This window comes from Yoonia sp. 72, assembly GCF_034652275.1.
GTDB lineage: Bacteria > Pseudomonadota > Alphaproteobacteria > Rhodobacterales > Rhodobacteraceae > Yoonia.
The window spans coordinates 1-24,969 of record NZ_JAXIWG010000002.1; the positions used below are offsets into that span (position 1 = coordinate 1).

General features: G+C 60.8%; 3 protein-coding genes. All 3 read right to left on the minus strand.

Annotated elements, in window-relative coordinates:
- On the minus strand, positions 1-23,183 hold a 23,183-nt coding region (locus tag VCK47_RS08740), incomplete at its 3' end, for an LEPR-XLL domain-containing protein (protein ID WP_322892276.1).
- Positions 23,184-23,355: 172 nt separating this feature from the next.
- Positions 23,356-23,910, minus strand: a complete 555-nt coding sequence (locus VCK47_RS08745; RefSeq protein WP_322890709.1) for an AAA family ATPase — start codon at positions 23,908-23,910, stop codon at positions 23,356-23,358.
- Complete coding sequence (locus VCK47_RS08750; RefSeq protein WP_322890710.1) at positions 23,907-24,878, minus strand: methyltransferase; 972 nt, start codon at positions 24,876-24,878, stop codon at positions 23,907-23,909. The genes VCK47_RS08745 and VCK47_RS08750 overlap by 4 nt, the downstream gene beginning before the upstream one ends.
- Positions 24,879-24,969 lie beyond the last annotated feature (91 nt).

Sequence of the window (24,969 nt, forward strand, 5' to 3'; positions counted from 1 at the left end):
TCGGGCGTGCTGGCAATGGTCGTGATCGCGACATCGCCGGTCGTCGCTGTCAGCGTTGCGTTGACGGTCACGTCACCGCGCGTCTGCACGTCGATCCGGTTGCCCGCGCTGATCGCGGCATTGATCGTCACGACGTCCTGTTGCTCTGGTCCGACCTGCCCGTCGGCAGGATTGGCCACGGTGTTCAGCAAGACCGACGTACCCGCCGTCATTGCGCCGTCCAGCGTGATGTCGCCGCGGTTGAGTATCTGGATGCTGCCGTTCGTGGCGGTGATGGTCCCCGTCACATGCACGATATCGCGCTGTTCGACGCCTGCAGGGCTGGCCGTGCCAGCAGCACGCGTGTTGATCGACACATTGCCTGTCGCCTGCAACACACCGTCAATGAACACGTCGCCGCCCGCATTGTCATAGCGCGCAGGGTCGAACACGATCTGCGGATTGGAGCCAAGATTGACGGACCCGTCCGTATTTTCGGTGTTGGTCGTCACATCGGTGAAGATGTTGATGTTCCCGTGCGCGATCACTCGTGCCGCGACGTTGTCTGCATCCGCGCCCTGCACGATCACATGATCGCCCGCCCAGATGTTGACGTTGCCGGCCTGCGCCTGCACCAAGACACCCCGATGGATCGTCACGGTGTCGTAGTTGTTGTTGTAGTCATCGACATTCTGCGGGAAAGCCGCAAGCGCCGCATCTCTCGCAGCATCGGCTGCCGCGATTTCCTCGGGAGTTGTGCGTGGCCCGTAATCGGCATTTTCGATTTCGGCACGCGCTGCGTCGTAATCTGCTTGGGTGAAAAAGACGCTTTCGTTGGCAATGATATTGATGTTGCCGCTGGCCGCGATGATGTTCTGACGCACGTCGATCGGGCTGGTCGCCGTCATGAAGAAGTCGGTCGCGACGCGGAATGCCTCGGCTGTCCCGTCTTTCGTTTCAGCGCGGATCGCACCGTCGTTGAAGATATATGCAGAGCCGGTCGTCGAAACACCCTGGATCGACCCGATAGTGGTAAAGAGCCGCTTGTCTGCCTGCCCGATATCCCTGTTGGCCGTCAGGAAGGCCCGCCCGCCGGTGACGTTGGACACGCCCAGTGCCGCACCGTTCAGGATGCGCCCTGCTATCGCCGTGATAAAGGCGGTAAAGCCTTCACCGACACCGACCTGGTCAAGGATCAGATCGTCGCTCACTTCGATGATGCGGATGTTGCCGAACAGGGCAGAAGCGTTCAGCACGCCGCCAGTGGTGTTGACCCGCAGGTCCTTGCCCAGCCCGCCGATCAGACCGAATTCGGCAATCGTCTCGATGTTGTAACCGGTGATGACCGCAATACCCGCCGCATCGCTGCTGTCGGCGTCGAACATATTGCCCTCTGCCGTCAAGCGGATACTGCTTGTTTCGCCTGTAGAGATGACTTGGCGCAGGTTCATGTCGCCGGCTTCGGTGACATAGATGTTGCCCCCTGCCAGAAGGGTCAGTTGCCCGTTGCCACGCGCCTCCAGATCGAGGTCATTGTCGGCGGTTCCGATATTGCCCGACGCCTGCAGGATGATGTTGCGGGCTTCGATATTGACCAGATCATTGCCGAACCCGTCAAGAATATCGCCATCCAGCGCACGGATATCGACATCGCTGCTTGCAGAATAGATCGTGCCGACAAGGAAGTCGCCGGTCCGTTCGGCCAGCACGATTTCATTCTGCGACCGCGCTGTCACGATACTGCCTTCGGACAGTTCCATGTAGATGCGGTTTTCGGGAAGCGTCTCGTTGGCCAGACGTCCGATGGACCCCCGCCCGCCTTCGAGCACGACGGAATCGGCGGTGATGTTGGTGATCGAGGCGTCAACGTTGCTGATGATCCCGTTGCCAGCCTTCAGCCGCAACTGGCCCGCACCTGCGCCATCGCCGGTGACCGTGATGGCCCCCAGAAGGATCTGGTTTTCCGACCCGACAAAGGTTTCCCCGATTGAGGTGATGTTCACGCTGTCGCTGGCTTCGATGTTGAAGTCTTCGCGCTGCTGCACCTGCAAACCAGCGAGTTTGACGAATTCGTCAATCGTCAGCGTCACACCGGTTTCCGCGACCAGCGCCACGGGGTCACCATCTTCATCGATCAGCGTCATGGAGTTTGCCGTGACACTTGCGATACGGAACAGCGTGGTGCTGGTGTTCGCGTTCAGGGTTTCGACCTTCGCGGCGAAGGCCTGCGGCGTATAGGCGGGCGTGGTGGACAACAGGATATAGTCACCCACGCGGAAGCCGTCGATGGCCGACCCGCCGTTCAGTGCGTTGCCGAGGAAATCGTGGGTCCCGCCTGTGCGCGTGATCGTATCGCCGCCCAAATTGGCGATGACCGCAATAGAGGACCCTGACGGGTCGTTCACGATGGCGGAAACACGCACCTGCTTGGCAATCGGGTCTGTAAAGGCAACCGTCAGGACATCCTGCGCAAAGGTTGTGCCTGTGTTTTCAAACAACATCGTCCGCCCGTCGCCGGAGAAACCGGCGATGACGTAATAACGGCCATTCTCGGTTGCATTGACGGGATCGCCGCCTTGCACCTGAATCGTCTGCCCGACCAAGAACTCTGGCTGACCGGCAGCGTTCCATGTCCCCGAGCTGCGCGTCATCGAATTGCTCGCGCGGTCAAAGGTGACATTGACGGTTTCGATCTCGGTCACGAGGAAGAACAGGTCGCTGCGTTCGGCTGCAGCGATAATCAGCTGTTCGTCCTGCGTCAGGCTGCGCCCTTCGGACAACAGAATGGTGACTTCACCCTCGGTGCGGCCAACCTTGCCCTCCACGTTCAGCGTCACTCTGGCCCCGATGATGTTCGGGTCCTCGATGTTGATCGTCGTGTCCGTCACAGGCTTGAGCAGGCCCGATCCGATCGCGTTCAGCAGCTCTGCCTCGGTCCAGACCTTGAAGCGGCTTTTGATCTCTTCTTTTTCGGCCGCACTTGTCAGATCAATGTTGGGATCTGTGTTTTCCGCGGTCTCGGCCCCATAGCGGGCATGCTGTTCAAGGAACTGTGCCGTGCGGGTCTGCTGCAAGGTCACGATTTGCGACGCCGCCTGCGTGTTGGCGTCTTCTGGGGACAGGCCAGATGCGATCAGTTGCGCAGCGATAGAGCCTTGCAAACCGCTGGTGTCGCCGTTTTCTGACAACTTGATCAGCGCCGTGCGATCGACGACAGCCTGCAGCTCCTCGGCTGTCAGCAGATTGCGCCAGGACCAATAGGTCCGGTAATCATCGACACGGGCATTGTTCAGGCGTGCGATCGCTTCGCGGATCTTGTCGCCCGCAGGACCGGCAGCGATGCCGTTGGCATCAAGGACAGTGACGTCGCCAAGCAGTTGCATGTCGCCCCAGACACCGCCCAACAGCGCTTCGCGCGAGCGGACGTCGATTTCCTGGATCTGGTTTCCGTCCAGAAGATCATTCCCTTCGCCTTCCAGTGTCACGGTGACATCACCGGCTGAAGAGGCAATCTGGAACACGCGCAGCGAATTGGTGTTCTGGTAAAGGTTGATATCGTCGGTCGCGAAGGCGGTCAGCACATCGGTGCTGCGCACCCCGGTATCGATGGTGATTGCTGTAGCGCCCCCGATTTCACGGTCCGCATCCAGACGGATCGAGCCGCCTTTGACAAGGCTGCCGCCGGACGCGTTCAGGATCGACCCGCCGACGCCTGCGCCGATCTGACCGCGCGTGCCGGCCAGAATTTCGACCAGACCGTCACCGGCGGAAATGATCGACCCGATCCGCAGATCGCCCGACCGCTGTTGCAGCAGGATATCACCGACAGAGGTGACATTCAGCACACCGTTCGCCGACTGGCTCACCTGCAGCGCGTTCAGCGCGCGGCTGTCACCGGGTGTATAGAACTGGGAATCCGCAGGACGGATCAGCCCGAAATCGCGCACACCGACACCGGCAAGGCCGGTGATATTGATGATCCGGCCACCAACGGACGGTGTCAAACCCTGTGCTGCGACGCTTTGGGTCGTAACGGTCCCTTGCGAAATCAAGGTCGTCCTGCCGTTTTCGTTGGTGATCTGACCCGCGATGATCAGGTTGGCCTGACCCGCGTTTACAAACAATTCACTCTGGTTGAAGCCGGTGAATTCGATGTCGATGGTCTTGTTCGCCGCGATCGTGTGGTTGTGCTTGGTAAAGGTCTGATTGATCGTCGTGATCTGGATGAAGGTCTCGGATTTGCCATACCAGCTTGTCGTGGTCGAATAGGCGGTCTGTTTGGGTGTGCCCTGCTCGGTCGTCACAGTTGAGCTGTTATAGGTATAGGCCAGCTGGTTCGTGTCGGTATTGGAATCGAAGTAGAAGTAATTCGAGTTCGGCAGCAGGCTTGTGCTCAGCACTGTTCTGCTGACGACCGGCATGTTGATGGTATCGGCCAACAGGAAATCGAGGCCCCAGAGCGAGCGGTAGGTTTTTTCCTGAACGACCTTGACCTGCGCGCCTTCGCCCACGACCCAGCCATAGCGGAAACCAGTCGCCGTGCCATAGCCCAGCTTTGAGGTGATCGCGTCACCCGTAGAGGTCAGCACATTGGCCCCTGATGAATGCGTCGCAGTGGTGTTCACCGTGCCTTTGGGGCCGAAGCGGGCCTTATCGGCATCATTGTAGAGCAAAGGATCCCATCGGGAATCGATCAAGCCGCCGGTCATCGTGACCACGCCATTCGCGTCGGTTGTGTAGATCGTCGCGTGGGTGGCAAGGTCGGACCCGTCGTTGCGCACACCGCGTGTCTTGTCCTTCAGGACGATCGTGCCCACGCCTTTCTGCGACACGTCCATCGATTCGATGACGATAGTCAGCCCCTGAAGCGCAGCGATCCCCGCAATGTTCATCTGGTTGATGATGCTGATCTTGGGATAACCGGCATGGCTGATAAGCTTGCCCTGGCTTGTGGCAACGATCCGGCCTTCGATATCGATCTGGCCGCCCTTGGGGCTCATCGCAAGGATCGTCAGCTGCTTCAGCCCGGCATCATACCGCGCGAAAAAGTCCGGATTGCCAAGATTGATGTTCACCACGCCGGTGGCCGCCAGCAACTGGTTGCGGACGTAATCACCAAGGATCAGCGTGAATTCCGACTGACCTGCCTGAATAAGGCCGTTGACGTTCACATATCCGCCGCGCAGCAGGATCGTGTTCGCCTTCATGCCCTGCTGGACCAGCTGACCTGTGCGGTCGTCGACATAGGTGGCCGAACTGCCGGTCTGTGGACCGGCAAGCCGGTTGATCTCTGCTACACGGTCTAGAATGCCCGGATCCGGTCGCAGCGCATTCAATGTCCCCGCAGTCAGCGGAGTATTTCCCAGGATGCCACTGTTGATGAACTTGCCGTATGGGTCGCCGTTGGTGTGCAAATCGCCCTTGATATCGACGGCGATCGTGCCGCCAACGCTGATAACGACGTTCGCGACATTGACATCGGCCAGGAAAACGACGCTGACCTCGTTCGAGCCCGCAGGCCCGAAAACGCCAACTTGGGCCAAAGGAGCAAATACGCGACCGGTGAAAGTGACCACCTGATCGTTCGTTGGCAGGCTGACGGTACCGAATGGCACCGTACGGACGTTCTTGAGGACCTGAACGTTGATGACAGGGGCGGACCCCGTGCCTTCTGCGATACTCTGTGGCGTAAACACGAGGCTGTTGGGCGACTTCAAGTCCACAGTCCCAAGAAAGCCAAGTCCGCCTACGATCCCAAGCGGGCGGTTGTCCTGCGTGACGGAAACCTCGTTCCGCCCCAGAACGGCATTGCGGACTTCGTCGATCGACGTGGCCGCCGTGACTGTGACACCATTGAAATCAACGCCCCCGTTGCGTTCGGGGATATAGATTTCACCAAACTGCAGCGATGCGGTTGAATTGCTGTCGATACTCAAGTTGACGTTCTGTGGCGCGTCGAACGTGCCCGTCCCGTGCAACTGGTCGGTCAGGATACGGATCCGGCCCGCTGCAGCGACAATATCGTCGAAAACAATGACGCGGGATTCGCGGTTGATCGGCACAACGACACCACCGACGAGGATCGCTTCACCAGCGGCCAGCATCTGGCCTTCTATGCGCGCGATTGTGTCGAGGTAAAACTTCGTGAACGCGTTTCCATCGTCGAAAGTCCCGTTAGCGTTTTTCACGCCATAGACTTCAAGCGTGGTGCGCGCTTCTCTCAGGGCAATCTCGCCGGCAGACGGAATGAACTGGGATACTTCTCTGGTTTTGATCAGCAGACCCTCGGCTGATCCGGGTGTGCGGGTGCCGGTAAAGTTCGGATCAAGCGTGCCGTTATATGTATACCGCAGGAGGTTTCCGCTGGCGTCACGTTCCTCTCCGATAGTCAGTTGCAGATTGCGCCGCGCGCCGGTCTGGATCAGACCGTTGTTGATGATTTCGGATCGCGCCTGTGCCAGTCCTTCGCCCGGACCGGTTGAATTGTCCGCACCCCCAAAGAGGCTGTTGACGCCGTCCCTGACGGCCGAAACCCAGTTCGTCCCCTTGGCCATGCCGATCACCGAGGCAAGTCCGATCGAGTCGGCATTGAGGTCGATGTTCAGATAGCTTTCGACCACGGCACGCGCATTGCCTGCCAGTGCGCCTTCGACCAGAATGACGTTGCGGACCAGATAGATGGCCTGTGTCTTGAGGTCGTCGATCGGGATGGCCGAACCGGCAAAGTTGTCGACCCGCGCTTCGAGGCTGTTGTCCTCGATCTTGAGATTGCGGTCGGTGCCGGTGGACAGGAACATGTCCCGATGGGCCAGCATTTGGGCACCGGATTTGACAGTGATCGTGTTACGCGGCTGGATGTCGATGATAGCAGAGCCAAGCGCCACGGTCGCGGCACCATAGGTTTCGGAATAGGACTGCAGATAGACGTTGAACTTGCCCGAGGCTTCGAACTCCAGCTCTCCGCGCGCTTCGATCCGTGCATTGTTGCCGACGTTGATATCCGCCGTGATCGGCACAGACACACCGTCTTCACGCTGGTTGAACGTCACGAAGGCACCGGCACCCGACAGGGCACCGGCTGTTTCAAGCCGGACTTTGTCCGTATAGGCGATTTCGTTGAACGCCTTGGCATAGAGCTTGCCCTGCGGATTGGTCGTGTCGATATCCGCATTGTTGCCAAAGGTCACCGCAGTGCGCATTTCCGCGCGGGTGTCGCTTGTCGCACTGGCACCAGAGGCGATACCGCCGGTCTTGCCGTTGATGTCGTTGCCACTTGCCACGCGCAACAGTTTGTTGGTGGCTTGCAGGTCCATGGCACCCGCCTGTGCCTTGGCAAAATTGCCCAGCACAACATCGACCTTGGAATACAGCTTGTTGTCGGCGACCGCACCGGCACCGGCGATGGCGCCATAGGATGCCGTCACAACTTCGGTATCCATCCGGCTCAGTTGCGATGCGGACACCCGCAGCAGACCGGTGGCATTGATTTCGGCGCGGTTGGCCAGCGATGTCGCATCGGCCATACCGGCTGTAATCGTCGCTTTTGTATCGGTCTGCGGCGCGGCGGCAGCACCGGACAGCAAGCCGTAAGCACCGGTTTCGGTTCTGGCGTCGTTGTTGCTCTGGCCACCTGCACTGATCGTCACATTGACGCCGTTGACCTTTGCGCCGGTGCCGACAAGCGCGGACACATTGGTATCGCTTTGCGCAATCGACACCGCAGCGCCGACGCCCACAAGCCCTGCACTGGCCGCGCGCGACGTCGCAAGCTGCGACACGTTGGACGCGGCGGTCATGGTAAAGTTGGCGGCGTTGACTGTCGCGCCATTGCCGACGCGCGCTGCAACGGTATCGGTGTTGGACACCCTGACGAAGGTCGAATTGACGCCGATCAGCAAACCGCCGCCGGATGCGCTTGCATCCGCGGTCGCGATGCGGGTGCCTTCGGGATTGCCGTCCGAAATGGCATTTGCATTCAACGTACCGACAGTGATGCTGCCCTGATTGCTGCCGACCTGCAGGCCGACACGCGCGCCGGTCAGGATCGTCGCTTCGCTGACACCCACGGCGGCTGTCGATGCCACGGTGATACCTTCGACACCCGCCGCGGTCTTGATCAGCGAGCGCGCATCCATGTTGAGCGTGCCAGCAGTCAGCGTCACGCCGCCGACATTCGCCTGCACACTGTTGCCACCGCCCACAGGCCGCGTATTGATCCGCGCGACCGAGCCGCTTGCGGCCAGGCCGACAAGACCTGCGGCGACGCTCAGAACCTTGACGTTTGCAGACAGGTCAGAGCGGTTGAGCGCCTCGACCGTAACGGTCCCGCCCACATTCACGCGGTGACCCGCGTTGCCGGTGCCGGTGATCTGGGCGCTGACCGTGCTGGTCGCGGTGATCTCGGCCAAGGCGCCGCCGCCGGACAGCGCACCGCCCAGACCAATCGCCGCAGACAGCGCCGCAGCCCGCGAGACAACCGTCACGGTGGTGTCGTCTGTGGCGCGTATTGCCAGACTGGCTGCTCTTACATCGGCATTGTTCACAGAGGCCGAAATTGAGTTGTCGACCGTGTTCTGGGCAGTTGATACCGCCACAGACCCAGCAAAAGCCACAACGCCTGCAGCCAGCGACAAAGCAGCGGAATCGACCGTTGCATTGATGGTTGCATTGTCGGCGGCCGTGATGGACATCGCGCGGCCTGCGGTCATGGTTGCGCCCGTGACATTGGCATCGACCGCATAATTGATCGTGTTGACCGCAAAGGCCCCCGCGCCTGCACCCGCAACACCGACAAAACCGCCAGCCAGCGCGACAGCGAAGCTGCCGACATGCGCCGTGATCGACGACGTCATCAGCGCGCTGACCGTGATGTCGCGGTTGGCAGTGATGACGGCATCCTGCACCCGGGCGAACACACCGCTTGTGTCTCCGTTGCCGATCTCGTTGCGGGCATAGGACGTACCGATGCCCACGCCGACACCGGCGACGCCACCGATCCCCAAGGACACGGCGGCAGAGATGATCGCAGCCTCGATACGGGCATTGCCGGTTGCCGTGATCGCGACGTCCTGACTGATGGCCACGCCCGGCATCAGCACGGGCACCAGCGCGCTTACGACGGCAGGCACCGGACTGGCGGGAACGGGGTCCACAAAGGACGGGTCAGGCAGGAAGACACTGCGCAGGCCAATTCCATCGGGGTCCGACAAGGGCAGGAAAGTCAGGACAGTGATCGTATCCTCAACCGGATCGCCGTTGCTGTCGGTGATCGTACGGGTGACCTCTTCGGATTTGACTTTGTATTCAACCAAAGGCCGCGCATTCAGTGCGGTATTGGGCAGAAATACCTGATCGTTGGTCAGGGTCGGACCTGTCACCGGCACCAGCGCAAACTCGGTCCCGACCTGCAGCGGCGGATCACCGGCAAAGACAGGGCGCGTGATGATTGCACCGGTCACAAGATCGCGGGCCAGCGTGAGAGCCCCAAGATAGTTCGCGTTCAAGCTGTTGTCGGGATTGAAGATCTGGCTGCCTGCGCCCGAAGTTGCGGCGACAAATTCGCCGGTCGGCACGAAGGTCGTCGCCGTGGCTGCATTGATCGTGGCGCCCACGACCTCTGCGGTGACGCGGTTGGTGATGCGGTTGAACGCAAGCGCACCGGCACCGGACACCGCGACGCCTGCGGTGATGCCACCGGCCGCCGCAATCGCCGCCGCAGCAGAAATGACACGGATCGTCGCGTCATCACGCGCATCGATAAGCACATTTCCGGCTGTCGCGATCAAGCTACCCGCGCTGGCCGCGCTCACCTCGGTCACGGCGGCACGCACAAGGGTGCCGATCGTGTTCTGCGCCACGGAAACACCCAGCGCGACCGACACGCCGGTATTTCCGAAAGCCAGCGACAAAGAGAGTGCCGCAGCGATGGCTTCGATCCGCGAAACATCCAGCGCCTGCACGGTGATCGTGCCACCGCGGACCGTCTGGTCACCCAGCGTGATTCGGGCTTCGGTCGATCCTGCGATCAGGTTTTCAGCAGAAACGCCGGACCCTGACAGAGCGATACCCGTCTCGCCCACGCTGATGGCCGCTGCACCTGCAAAGACCAGCGCGTTGATCGTCTTGGAGGACGTCGCCTTGACCACCAGATCACCCGCTGCGGTCACGCTGCTGTTGGAAATGAACGCCTCTGTCTTGGCGGTATCCGCCAAGGCAGCACCGGTTGCGCCGGATTTGCCGATATAGTTCTGCGCCACCGATACACCGACGGCAGCGCTGACGCCGGTCGCGCCCGCAGCCACAGCCACCGAGGTCGCCAGAACAGCCGAGTTGATCAAAGAGGCGCTATCCGCCAGCACTTTGACGTGGCCCACCGGCGCCGCGACAGTCGCATCCGAAATATGCGCCGAGACGTTGGACAAAACCACGTTCTGACCAAAGGCACCCGCGCCTGCAACGGCGACCCCTGTGCCGCCAAAGCCCGCAGCCAACGATACCGCACCGACAATCGCATTGATCGTCGCACGTTCCGCGACAAAGGTGCTGCCGTTGCGTGTCAGGCTCCAGGATGTGCCGGACCCGTCGACGACGATCCAGCGCTGGCCTTCCAGCAGCACGCTGATGCGCAGGTCACCTTCAACTGTGAAATTGGATTGCAAAGCGGTTTTCAGCGCTTGGAGCACCAGACGGTCCGCGTCGATATCGGCCTGCACGACGCGCTCTGCGCCATCTACCATTTCCACATCGGTGCCGGCGGCATCGTCGAGGTCGTCAGAGATTTCGTCAGCCGAGCCAAGGCTTGAGAGGTTGAGAGTGTTTTCAGCGTTTTGCGTGGCAGAACCTGCGCGCACCAGAATGCTGTTGCCGTTCACCAGTCCGGTGGCGGTGACATCGGCCTGCGTATCAATACTGGCAGAAACGGCGTTTTCGACGGCGTTGAACGCCAACGACACACCCAACGACACCGCAACGCCCGTGCCACCGGCAGCAATCGACAAGGCCCCTGCGATGCTGGCCGCATTGATCGTGCTTTCGTCATCGGCCTGCACCGTGACAGTCCGCGCGGTGACGCCATTCAAGAGCTTGCCGCTGATGGCAGCTTCAGGCTTCGTCGCGATCCGGTTGAGAACAGCAGAACCCGACAGGGACACGCCGACACCAGTGCCACCGAACGCAAGACCCGCAGCCACAGCGAGAGAGGCGGCATTGATCTTCTGGTTGCTTTGCGCATCAATCAACAGATCACGGCCTGCGACGATATCGCTTCCGACCGATTTGGCAGAGATCAGCACGCCTGTTTTGTCGAGATTGACCTCGACCCACCGTTCGGGGTTGCTGTAATCGACCGTGCTCAGGTCGATGGTTGCCGGAATGACCCGGTTCCTATCGCCATCCAGCTCATAGTTGCCTTCCAGTTGGGTCTCTCCGATATACTGGAACATGCGTCCGGCATGGATACCGCTCGTGACCTGCACGGTCTTGCCAGCCGTGATCACGCCACGGTTGACGGTCTCGTCGCTGGTGTGGTTCGCGACCATCGTTCCGGTCTGGTAACCGATCTGGTTGCTGACAAAGGCTGCGCCGATGGCGATGCCGACACCGGTGCCACCTGCGCCCAATGCCGCCGAAAGCGCACCGTTCACCGCATCGATGCGTCCGTCGGCGCTGGCCAGAATGCTGACGTCGCGGCCGGCCGTGATAAGTGAGTTATTGACCTGAGCGGATACCCCCGCACCCAACCGGTTGAAGGCAAGCGCACCCGCAAGGGCCACCCCGATACCGACGGCACCGCCCGCAATGGCCAGCGCGCCGGCTGCTGCAATCGCATTGATACGCGCGCTGTCGCTGGCCTGAACCAGAACGTCGCCGGTCCGCGCCAGCACACCGCCGCTGTTCACATCGGTGATATGGGCCGATGTCAGACCGAAGATCTGGTTCTCGGCGACGGTGACACCCAGTGCCACGGCCACAGCCCCTTTGCCAAAGGCAAAAGACACGGACACGGTGGCCGCAATAACATTGATGACAGACTTGTTTTCGGCTTTGACGGTGACATTGTTACCTTCGATGGCGGCGTCAGTGCCGCCCATATCGCCGATGATCCGCGCCGATGTGTCAGAGTCGATCACGTTGCGGACATAGACGCCCGACCCCGAAACCGCGACGCCGACCTTGCCGCCCGCAATGGCGGCCGATCCGGCGACGTTCAGCGCATTGATCTTTTGCTCGGACAGAGCCGTCACGATCACATCGCCAAATGCAGAGACTTCGCTGTCCTTGATATAGGCAAATGTGCCGACAGAGTCGCCCACGCCACGCGCCGCAGCTCCGATCAGGTTTTGCGAGATCGCAGCGCCAACGGATACACCGATCCCGGTCTTGCCAAGGCCCACGGACATGGCTGCAGCCACGGTGATCGCATTGATCGCGCTTTTGTTGGTGGCCGCCACTTCGACGTTGCCAAGCTCTGCCGCGATGCGGGCAGCATCGATATAGGCAGATGTATTCGACAGCACGACGTTTTCGCTATAGGCACCCGCTCCGGCAATGGCGGCACCCGACTTGCCGCCTGCAACCGAAAAGGCCGCTGCTGCGGACACGGCATTGATCGTGGCGATTTCGACGGTGAACGTGTCGCCTGCGCCGGGGATCAGGGTGAACTTGCGGCCCAGACCGTCGATCAGGAACCAGCCCCTGCCATCGTCCGAGGCCGCAAAGACCAGCTCGCTCAGATTGCCGACGGTGCCCGCGACTGTTTCGTCAGCAAGGTTGGCATCGATCAGCCCGACAAGCGCAGACAGAATGTCGCCGTCGCGCGCCGCATCGGTGACCACGGCTACGTCGCTCAGCACGGGCTCGCCGTTCGTGTCCAGCACGGGATCGCCGTTCGCGTCCAGCACGGGTTCGCCGGCCGCAACCAGCACAGGTTCGCCGTTCACGTCCAGCAGTACGTCCTGCTTGGACAGGTCATCTAGACCGGCCGCTGTGACCAGTCCGCCCGCTGCAATCTCGAAGCTGCGGGGCGGGGCGGTTTCTGCCGTGACCTTGACGCCTGTCGCACCTGTCGCGGTGACATCGGCACCGACGATGCGGGCCGTCGTCTGGTTGGCGACCTCGTTAAAGGCCAGCGCCAGCCCGACAGAGACGGAAACAGCAGTTTTGCCTGAGACAGCAGCGCTGATTGCCGCTGCACCGACCAGCGAATTGATCGTACTCGCGTCGCGGGCCACCACGTCAACAGATCCTGCCGTGATATCGCTGGCATTCCCCGTAATTTCGGCAATGGCACCACCGGCGATCCGGTTACGGGCCGCCGCACCGCCACCTGCGATGGCGGCTGCATTGGCGCTTGACCCGGCCATTGCCACTGCCGCTGCTGCCGCGGTCGCATTGATCGTCTGGGCCGACAAAGCCGTGACAGAAAGTGAATCGGGCGCATCGCCGTCAACGCCGATCCTGACATTGTCGAGCGAGGCCAGCGCGGTTGCCTGCCCGTTGCGGATCAGGTCAACGCGTTCCCACAGGCTGGTGTCGGAATAATCCTCGATCGCAAGATCGACACCGTTCGTCACGACGGGAGCCGGATCGGCATTCGAAGGATTGGGAGCAAGCACCTGTCGCGGCGCATTGCCGATATAGCGGTAGACATGCCCCGTCATCGGTGTGCCATCGGCACCGCGCACATAGGTGCCGGGCTGCACGGTGGTCACGGATTGCGCTGTCGTCAGCACGGTTTCGCCCGACAGGTCAGGCGTCGTCTGGTCATAGCCGATCATGTTGTCGACATAGACCACACCGATCCCGACAGCTTTTGTCCCCGAACCGCCGATATTGATCATGCCGGATACGCTGGCTGCCAGAACGGTCGCATCGATCCGGCCCATGCTTTTTGCGTCGACCTTGATATCGCCTGCGGCATCCAGCGTGCTGCTGACGGCCTTCGCCGTCGCCTGTCCGCGGATGGAGTTGAAGCCAACAGCGCCGCCACCAGAGAAGCTGACATCACCGCCATTACCGCCACCGGCGGTCAGACCGACGGCCACGGCAGCCGAAAGACCTTTGGCCATGATCTGTGCGTCACGCGTGGCTGTGATCGCCACATCCTCGCCCGCCGTCACCTCGGCCAAGCGGATCTCGGCCCTTGCGTTCGACGTGATTTCATTGCGCGCAAAGCTTGCGGCCACCGAGACGGATTTTGACCCGCCTGTGCCAACCGCTGCGGAAACGCTGGTTGCTGTCACGGTCGCATCAATCGCTGACACATCGTCAGCCGTTACCGTCACAGATCCGCCGACCTGCACAGTCGGGGCCGCGACAATCTCGGCCACGGTATCGGCGGCAGTCCGGTTCATGGCGATGATCGCGCCGACAGAGACGGCGTCCGATCTATCGGCGACAGATACACCTGTCGCAACGGCAGCATTGACGATTTCCGCATTGATCGTGGTCAGATTGTCGGCTGTCACCGACAGGTCGTCGGCCACATCGACGGTGGACCGCGCCACGCGCGCGGTGGCGCTGCTGGGGTTCGGGGTCGCGACAGTGGTGCCGATGAATGTATCGGCCAGATTGAACAGGATGTTCTGCCCGTCCACTCCGACAGAGTTGAAAGCGATGGACGCACCGACTGCAACCGTCTTGCCTCCACCACCTTCGGCGATGGTGCTGGTGTCGATCGCGGCATGGATTCCGGCCGTGTTCTTGGACATGACGACCAGATCGCCGTCTTTCGGCGTGATGGTCTGCACATCACCCGCGCGACCGGCGATGCGGACTGCTGCCGTCGAATCATTGTCGGCGATGGCATCGCCGACGGTTACGTCAGCGTCGATCACCTCGGCCAAAGCAAAGGAGGTGACGTTGTTGGTCGCGACATTGGCATTCACCGCCACGACCTTGCTGCCTTCCGCAAAAAGCGACCCGCCGTCCGCCTTGACGGTGCCTTCGTTCAAGGCATCCATCAGCGCGTTTTCAACTGCGGAAACAAGGACATACCCGTCCTCGACATCGACAGTCGCTGCAGCAAGCCGCGCGATCACGCCAGATTGCAGATCGTTGACCGAGAACATCAGCCCGACAGCCGTCGCATCGGATTTCGTGACGTTCAGGTTGATCCCCGGCGGGATCAGGCTTTCGATATCGTCGATATCGACCTCGCGCCACAGGCTGGCGTTGGTGAAGTCCACGGTCGCCAGATTGACGGGTGCGGTGGAATTGGGGCCGACATAAAGATAGCGATTGCCCTGTTGTGCGGGGCTCATGTTCGACCCTGCCAGCACCTGCTGGCCCGTCCGGAGCAGTTGCAGACCCGAGAACGTCGTAAAGGCGTAATCGGCAAAGAGGTTTTCCAGCAGGCCGGTCAGGATGCTGAGCCCACCATCGTTCACCACGGTGGTGGTGGCCTGCATCACGTTGTCCGCGTCCATCGAGGAGTCGTCGCTTGCCGTGACGATCACTGCGCGGCCTGCGGACAGGGTGTTGATTGCCGGCAGGTTGACTGTCGTCGCAGTCCAGCCCGCGCCACCCGCGAAATCGCCCACAGAGCCGAAGTCGATAGTCACATCGCCGCCGGTCCGCTCATAGACCGTGCCGTCCGCCGCGATCACCTGATCGCCGGTCTTGATGTCGATTTTCGCGCCGTCGGTGGCATAGTACTGGCCACCGTCGATTTCGGCGCGTGCGCCTGCCAGCATCTTGTTCATCGACAGGATCGCGCTGACGCTCTTGCCGGAGGCATCCACAAATGCGCTGGCAGCGCTGGTCGTTTCGTTGTTCACCAGCGCCGTCAGCGATGCGTTGTTGACGGCATTGACAATGATCGCACCCGCGGCATCCACGGTCACGCCCGTCATAAAGGCATGCGCCTGCACCGGCACACGTGTGTTCAACGCGGCCAGATCATCGGCAAGGTTGGCGTCGCCCACCAGTGCATCGAAGGAGTTAAACAACAGGTTCGTCGGCGCATAACCCATTGAGTTAAAGGCCAGAAGGACGTTGAACCCCTGATCGCCTGTCGCCACGATGGCCGATGTCGTGGCGGTCATTTTGACGGTGTTCAGCGCCTCGACCGTCACATTGCCGGTGGTGTCGGACTCGTCGGCGCGCGCCGTCAGTGTCGCGTTCTGTGCCGATGCCGTCGCACTGCCGGTCAGCAGGTTGGTAGCCACAACGCCGCTGATCGCGCGGCTTGTGCCGGTCCCTGCGACGGTGCCGCCAGACGACGATGTCGCCGCATCCGTGGTCGCGTTCATTTCGCTGTTCAGCGTGGCGCGGATGGTGATGTCAACATCGGCGCGCAGGATCGCATGGCGCACCTCTGCGGTGCTTTTGCCGTTCAGTTCGTTATAGACGAACATCGCACCTGTGGCGGTGCTGTCGCTGTCTTGGCCCTCTTCGCCAGCATTGGGGACGTTCAGACCCTGCGGGATCAGCTTGGAGGTCAGCGATTCCTTCCAGAAATCGGTGTCGCCGAAATTGACGGTGTTCAGGTCGATAAAGACGCCCGGATTGTTCGGCCCCATGTACTGCATGATCTTGCCGCCGAAATCATCGACGCTGTCGGCCACGCGTACCAGATCGCCAAAGCGCAAGGCGGCCGGTTGCGGCTGTCCTGTCATCACCCAGTCAACGCGGGTCACATCGTTGAGCGTTTCCTGCAGCACAGCGGCGCCGCCGTCGTTCGAGGTGGCGCTGGCGGCGACCATCTTGACGTTGGAGAAGTGGCGCTGGCGGTCCTCTGCGGTGACGCTGATGTCGCCGCCTGAATCGATTGTTGCGGTCAAGGCATTTGCATTGTCGATCAAGGCCGACGCTTCGCCCAGCACCTTGTTGGAGGCAATAATCAGGCCAAAGGCGCTGCCATTCGCGCCGGTCAGCGCGCCAGCGGCGGAATCGGTCGTGTTCGAGACAGTCGCGTTCAGCAGTTCGGCCGATTGCGCATCCACGCTTACATCGCCGCCAGCGGCGACGTTGGTGTCGATGATCCGCGCCTTGGCCGAGGCCGGATTCGACGGGTCGATCAGGCGGTGGAAGGTCGGGTCTGTCGTGACAGCCTCGATCGAGTTGAACAAAACGTTGGAGGCATTGTAGCCCAAAGAGTTGAACGCCAGCGTGACAGTCTTGCCTTCGTCGCCGGTGTTCGATGTCACGTTCACGGTCGCGTCCATGACGGTCTGCTGCAGCGCGGTAACGGTCACATCACCGTCGGTTGCGGTCACATCGGACTTTGCGATCTCGGCCAGTGCGGAATTGCGCGCGACGTTGGTGGCAATCACACCCTGACGCGCGATGGAATCGCCCGAACCCCAGGCAGAGCCACCCGAGCTTTCGACCGACGAAATGATATTGGCCAACAAAGAGGCATTGGCGATTGCGGTCACATCCACATCTGCGTCCGCGATAACGGTCATCCTGTCGATCCGTGCCGACACGCCGCCCTGCACGTCGTTGAGGATGATGATGCCGCCCATCGCCTTGCTGCTGGAATCGGAAAGGTTCCCCAGATCGGGGAACAGCGCATCGGACAGGTCGATGTCGTCAGAGATTTCTTCCCAATACAAAGCATCGAGAAGGTTCAATGCACCCGTCGTCGTGTTGTCAGCGACCAGTGCGCCAAGATCAACCGGAATGGCCTGTGCAAGCGGCGTGCCCAAGGCACCCGCCAGTCCGCCACCGATAAAGCGGTAGAACTTGCCGACCTCGGACGCCGGGCCTGTTGTGCCGATGCGGATCACGTCCTCTGCGAACAGGTTCTGGACGCCTGACGAGGTGGTATAGCTATAGTCTTCAGCAGTGAACTGTGCCGCGAGTTTCTTGAACCCGTCAATATTGTTAGACACTTCAGCCAGCACGGACAGGGATGCATCGACGCGCAGGTTGGCGGTATCGGCCGCAAAGACCGTGACCGTGCCATTGGTAGAGGTGACGGTAAAGACGTCTGTTGCAGTAACCGCAGTCCAATTCGGGTCAGTCGCGTAGGTGATCGCGGACAGATTGATCGCCAGCACCGGATTGATAACGGCAAAGCTGCCGCTGTTGGCGCGAATGAATGTTTCGAGATCAATCCCGTCCACATCGGATTGCGCGGCGCCTGTGTAGCGCAGGATATCCCCTGCCCGGAAGATGACTCTCGTCAGGAACTCGAGACCCTCGATATCCAGGACCTGTTCGGTGATATCGGCGGACAGCTTGATCGTCGCCTGATCGGCAAGTGCCACCGGTTCGGTAATGCTCAGGAAATCGTAGGCCGTGACGCGGACCTGATTTGGGCCGTCGTATCGATAGAGTGTCTCGCCGCTGCGAACCACGTCGCCAGTCAGAAGTTCGGACACCGTCTGCGTGGCGTTGAACCGCGCCAGATCGCCGGAAATCCAGGCTTTCGTTTCGCTGAGCACCTTGTTGGACGCGAGGATCCCGCCCGCCGCCGCACCGCTGGTGCCGTATTTCAGCTTGCCTTTGAACTCCTCGCCTTTTTCCTTTGCGGCGGCTTCGTCTTGGTCCAGCTTGTCCTGCGCGATAAAGCGGTCGACCAGCACCATGTCGTTCTTGGCCTTGACAGACTGGTCATTGCCGATCCGCGCATTCAATAGGTTGACCAGATACACATTGACCAGCGTCGCCGTGTCGTCCGCATTGCGTTCGGCCAGCACCTGCCAGATCGTGCCGTCCTCGGCGATGACATACCATTGCCGCCCGACGGCGAGCGTTTCGACCTTCAGCCCTGTCGTCGACCCTGCATCCAATGCACCGATTGCGATCAGCTGCGCACGTAGCGCATCCACAAAGGCCGCATCTTTCGCCGCATCATCGGAATCGCCGCGCACGTCGCTGATATCGTCCAGCATCTGTGCGGTGACGGTGCCGTCCAATGTACCCACAAGGTCACGGCTTTCGGCAGAAACCCTGATATCGCCATCGGCGGTCAAGGTGGACCGGTTGACAAAGGCTTCCGCGCCATAGGTGCGGTTTTCACTGACCAGTGGCGTCAGGTAATCCGCGCCCAGCAGCGCCTCGGCCGCCTGGAAAAAAACGTTGTGGTTGTCGTAACCAACTGTGTTGAAAGCAAAAACCAGACCCAGCGCGTCGCCTTTGGCGCTGGTGGCCACGGTTACGGTCGCATCGGCGACAATCAGGTTCAGCGCCTTGACGATGATCTCGCTGTCGGTGCCATTGGCTGTCAGCGTCGATCTTTCGACGAAAGCCTGCGCCTGCGACAGCACGGCGTTGGTTGCGATCACACCGGATTTGGTTTCCTTGGCGTCGATCTGGCTGGTCTCGAACGCGGTCAGTCTGGACCGTTCGGTCGCGGTGACCTCGATCGTGCCTTGCGCCGTGATCGTGGCATTCATCACGAAAGCCTTGGCACCGCCTTCGACCTCGTTGCGGGTAATCATCGCGAAACTGGATTTGGAATCGCCCGCCTTCAGACCCGCCAGCTTGGCGATCAATTTGGCGATCTGCGACGGCACGATGGTCGTCGCGGTCATCACTTTCCACAGGTCGAGATTTTCGTAGTTCTCTTCCGCCAGATCGGTCGAAGTGGTGCCCGTGCCAAGGTATCTGTAGATGACGCCGTCCACATAGACGGTATCGCCGAAATTCAGCGCCTGCGTGCCGGATTTGTCGGTATAGGTGTAGGAATCCAGCAATGTCTGCGCGATGGAATTGATCGCACCGCCAATGATATCCGTCTCGGCCGATTGCGCAGCAATCGAGGCGCTTGTCGCTTTCAGCGTCGCATTATCATCCGCCGTGACGGACACGCCGCCGCCCGTCGTTGTAATACCGGTTGTACTGGCGTTGCGGATATAGGCTTCTGCCCCGCCCGCCAGCGCGTTCGACACCAACGTGCCGGACATCACCTTGCCGCCCGCATTGGACATGGCCGCACCCACAGAAGATGCCTCGGAGGTGCGCAGCGACGTCAGGTTTGCTTCGTTGGTGGCGGTCACCGTGATGGAACGCGCAGTGATCCCGTCGCTGTCGATGCCTGCGGTCGTTGTGGCGACAGTCTTGGTGCCCAGTTCAAGGCCGATCAGCGCATCCAGCGTCTGCTCCAGCAGGTTGCCGGGGTTGTACCCCAGCGTGTTGAACGCGATGAGAAGGAACCCGCTTTCGTCCTCGGACGTAATCATCGCATTCAGCGTGGCATCCAGCGTGATCGTGTTTGTCGCCAGCACAGCCAGATCGCCCGTAATGACCGACCCTGCCACATTGGTGACCGTGGCCGTGGCCTGACCACGCACAGTGTTGATGACCAAAGCGCCACCAGCGGCAAGGCTCTTGCCGCCGCCTGTCAGGCTGCTGCCGCCCGACGACAGAATGCCGATGTCACCGAGCGCGGTGACCAGCGTGTCCTCGGTCGCGGAAATCGTGGTGTCGCCACCGATCGTCATGACGATATTCGCGACGGTTGCCGCAGCCTCGGTGTTCACCTCGTTGCGGACAAGCATCCCGCCCAGCGCGGTGCTTTCGGTTTCGGACAGGTTGATGTCGGTCGGAACAATGTCCGTTTCCGGTGCCGCCTGCCAAAGGGACTTGTCGGTGAAATCGGTCATCGTCAGATCGACGCCCGTCGCACTGGCCCCCATGAAACGATAGGTCGTGCTGGCGGTGCCGTCGCGATCATCGTTTGCTTCGAACGACGGCAGCAACATCACGCGATCACCGAAGGTCAGATCGACGAGTGTTGACGGTTGCACTTCCAGCGACAGACGGCGCGGGCCGTCAACAAAGACATTGGTGCCATCAGTGCGGTACTTGGCTTCGGCAAAACTTGCGATCAGCGTGTCGGCAAGCGCCAGCCCAAAGTTGGACGACGATACACTGGACGACACGATCAGCGTTTCTGCCGTAATCTGCGCGTCATCCTTGGCGGTCACGTCCAGCGTACCGGCGACAATGTTCCCACCGGTGCCCGAGATATCGACCCGCGCACGCGTTGCGATCTTGTTGGTGGCCAGCGCAAAGGCAGCGGCGGCCCCTGAATTGTTCTTGAACGCCGAGTCCGCCTCGCTTTTTGCGGCGTTCGACATGAAGGCATTGGCCTTGAGCTGGTTGTTCGCGGTCATCGCCGCCGCACCGGTCGCATTCACGGCGGTGCCGGTCATCGTCACGGCCGCGCCGTAACCGTCCAGCGTCGTCCCCATCCCGATGCCCAGCAGCGCGTCGATGGCCAGGCCCAGATAGCTGTTCACACGGAAGCCCAGCACGTTCACGGCAGCGGAAATGCCCACGGCCCCGCCGCTTTTGCCGCTGAGCGACTGACCCGCTTCGGAACGGGAATTGAAAATGGCGGTGTTCGTCGCGTCAATCGTGACCGTGCTGCCTTCGATCCGGCCGCCGGTCGTCGTGACGCTGACATCGCCGTTCATCTCGTTGACGGCCAGCGTGCCGCCAAAGACGAAGGCCGATCCAGTACCGCTGTTGGTACCGTTGTCGAAAGGAGTCTCATCCTCACCGAGCGCCTGCATCTTTTCGGCCAGAACGATGGACCAGACAGCGCTTTGCGCGCGTGCAGACACCGCACCATCCGCATCGAGCACGGTATTGGTCAGCGTGACCTTGGTATCGCGGTTCAGCAGGTTCAGGGCGGCCGCATAATCCAGACTGACCTTTTTGAACAGGTTGGGGTCCAGAGTGGCAGACGTAGAGGTCGCATAGAACCGCGCCTGATCGGTGGCACCGATACGGATGCCGTCCGCACCTGCATTGATCGTGCTGTCCGACAATGTCACGCGCGTTGCGGCGACATTGCTGGTATCATTCGTTCCGGCATCACCAGACTGGTTGGTTGCCACCTTGCCTTCGCTGATGCTTTGCGTCAGCGATGTGGCCTGCAGCGACAGCCCGAGGGTCTCGCTGGACAGATGCGTCCCGATGATCTGCGTCACATCGGTGCTGAAATTCGTCATCGCAACGCCGACAAAATCCGACGTGATCACATGGCTGATCTCGCCACCGGATGTGGCCGTGATATCGGCCAGCCCGCCTGCGTTGATCGTCGTTACATCGTCGCTGGTCCCGTTGATCAGGACACCTGTGGTGCGTGCAACGTCCAAAGTGGAAATCAGAAGGTCGAAGCCGCCGATGAAATCATCGCCGCTGCCGAAATTAATCTCGTCGAGCCCTGAGATAAGATCTGTGAGCCCCGAAAAGAAACTGTCTGCGGACTCCAGATCAATGTCGATATTGGTAACAGTTCCGGCCCCGATGAACAGGGACTGGTCGCCAGCCTTGGTGGTATCAAGATCACCCGACCCCGCGACAATTTCGGCACCCGCGCCGATGGTGACAGTCGTTGTCGTCTGGACCTTATTGTCTGCGATGAACTGTTGGACGATATCGTCTACAAGAGTAAAGTTGGCCGGGCTGGCGATGGTGACGTCAACTCTGGTGCCAGCTGTCAGCGAGATCGCCTCGCCGCGGATGACAGCATCGTCGCCCACAGCAACAGTCGCAGTCGCCTGAATGTCAAATGCTGCGAAACCGACAGTATTACTTGCGGCAACTGCCTCGGCAGAGATGGTCACGACATCATCGGACACGATCGACCCGCTGATCGTCACGCTGGCGACGGGTGTGACACCGGTTCCAGTCGCGCTGGCCTGCGCGTCCAGCGTGACCTTGCCGATCTTCGCAGTATCCGTGCCAAGCGACACACCGCTGTTGATCGTGATCTGTTCGGCGGACAGATTAAGATCGCCCCCGTATCCCGCCGCAAAACTGGTGACAGTGATCGAGTCGTCGCCACCTTCGGTGTTCACGACAATGGAGAACGCTGGATCAAGTGTTCCGACAATACTGTCGAAAACGATCGAGACGGATTCGTCGCCCGCGCCGGTGTTGATGACAAAACCGTCTTTCGTGCCGATCTCATAAATGTCCTGGCCGCCTGCACCCAATGCGCCACTCCATTGGATGGACACTTTTTGCACGGTCAATGCAGGGTCAGCAGTCGCCGCCCCCTCAAAGAAACGGACGGTCACGGCATCTGCAGCACCAGCTGTCGTGGCAAGGTTCACTGTCAAAGGATCGGCGCTCAGAAGCACCCGCTGTTCCATCGGGTCGAGCAGCAATCGCCAGGCGGCTTCCTTGATCCGGTCGAACCGGGCGCGGTCGTGGCGGCGCAGACGCGCGCGATTTCCACGATTCAAAGGGATTTTGGGCAATACGCCAGCAGTCTGACGATCAAATGGCATCGACATGCGCCAATCCTTCCAAAACTCCGGGATTCCCGCATCCCGACGCTGATAAACAACCTTTTGCGCAGCCGAAACGGTGGGACGGTCTGCTAAAAATCAGGATGAGGCCCTAATAATGAGCCGCTTACCTCGGGTCACTCTTTCCATTTTAAACATCATTTTCAAGTAAATTGGGCTAAATTTTGACGTCAAAAATCGCATCCAGCGCTATTAAAGTTCTTGACAGAACGATGTCCGCCGCGAACGCAGTCAAAACCTCTGAATCTGCGGTTGGTTTGACGCGCGTTCGCTGCATCAAAAGCGCCCTGCGGGTGAACATTTCATAGGCTTCCAGCCAGCCCGCAATCATGTCGGCAAAGCCCGCGTCGCCCGCCCCACTGCGCGCGAGTGCCGACAGTTTGCGCGCCAACGCCAGATCGTCGGGACATTCCAGCCAGATCGAAGCATCGATCAAGCCGCCTGTCACCGGACACATCCGCCCGATCGGGGTTTCCAGCACGACCACCCCGTCCAGCGCCAAGACCGCCTCGCGCAACCCGGGCGCGACTGCCGCTTCCATCGGGGCTCCGGCATCAAGCCATGCGATCACCTGCGCGGGCGGCCAGCGCGTGATGATCTCGAAGTCGTCGTATTGCACCACGACTCCCCCCAGATGCGCTGCGATTCCGCGTGCCAATGTCGACTTGCCGGCGCCGGGCGGACCGGACAGGGCAATCACCCGACGGGTCACGGCCGCTGTCCAGTCGTGACGTGAAACACCATGTCCAGCGCGACCTGTTCACGGCTGACCGACAGGCCCTTGTCCTGCATGATCGCGACATAAAAACCGGCATCGCGGTAGAACGGCGCAAACACCAGATTTGCCAATGTCGTCACGCCTTTACCGGATGCATCATCCACACCGAACACGCCCCGTTCGCAGATGACGATCCGCCCACCCTGCGGCAGGATATCAATGGCCTGCGCAAGCATGCGGCTTGCGTCATCCTCTGGCCAGTCATGCAGAACGGATTTGAACAGAACCACGTCGACCTGCCCGCGGAAACTGTCCAGCGCCCCCGGCTTGCGGGCATCCCCCGCGACAAAGCGCAGCCCCGGGGCACACCGCCTTTGCTGACCCAGCGCACAGACCGCGGGCAGATCCAGCACCTGCGCCGTGACGCCATCACCGGTTGCAATCAGCGCCTCGGCCAACAGCCCCGTGTTGCCGCCGATCTCAAGTATCCGGTCGTTCTTGCGGATGTCGATCAGCGGGACAAGATGCGGGATCTCACTGCGCGAAAGAGCCTCGACATAATCGACCCAGGGGCGGGTTGCGGCCAGATGCTGCGGGGTGGTCCCTTCGGCCATGTCATAGCGGAACAGACGGAAGGTGGCCGACCGTTGCATGAACCCTGGCAGGTCAGCCACAAGGTCGTCGAGGCCCGTCGCCACATCCGCCGCCGCCCTGCGCAGGAAAGCCGCCCGCGCCATCACCGAGGCCGCGTCACCTTGCCAGACACGCGCGAAATCCGGTGTCAGCGCCAGCCTGCCATCGGCTTGCACGGCCACGCCCGCACCGACCAGCAATGTCGCAAGCAAGGCCGGGCATTCCGCCCCATGCCCACCATCCGCCAAGGCGGTCAACAGCCCGCTTCGCGCGGCCACATCCACCGCGGCGGCCCCCTGCAGGCTGTCCAGCCATGGAAATTCTGACATGGAATCAGCTCCGTTCATGGTCGCAAGCTTTGCGGCGTTGCGTTTCTTGTTCCACTGGCAAACCCGTCAGCCAACCGCTGACGCGAATTTT

What these genes read in the sequence shown, in the direction of transcription:
- VCK47_RS08750 (WP_322890710.1), bottom strand. Translation starts at nt 24,878, where the DNA reads ATGTCAGAATTTCCATGGCTGGACAGCCTGCAGGGGGCCGCCGCGGTG.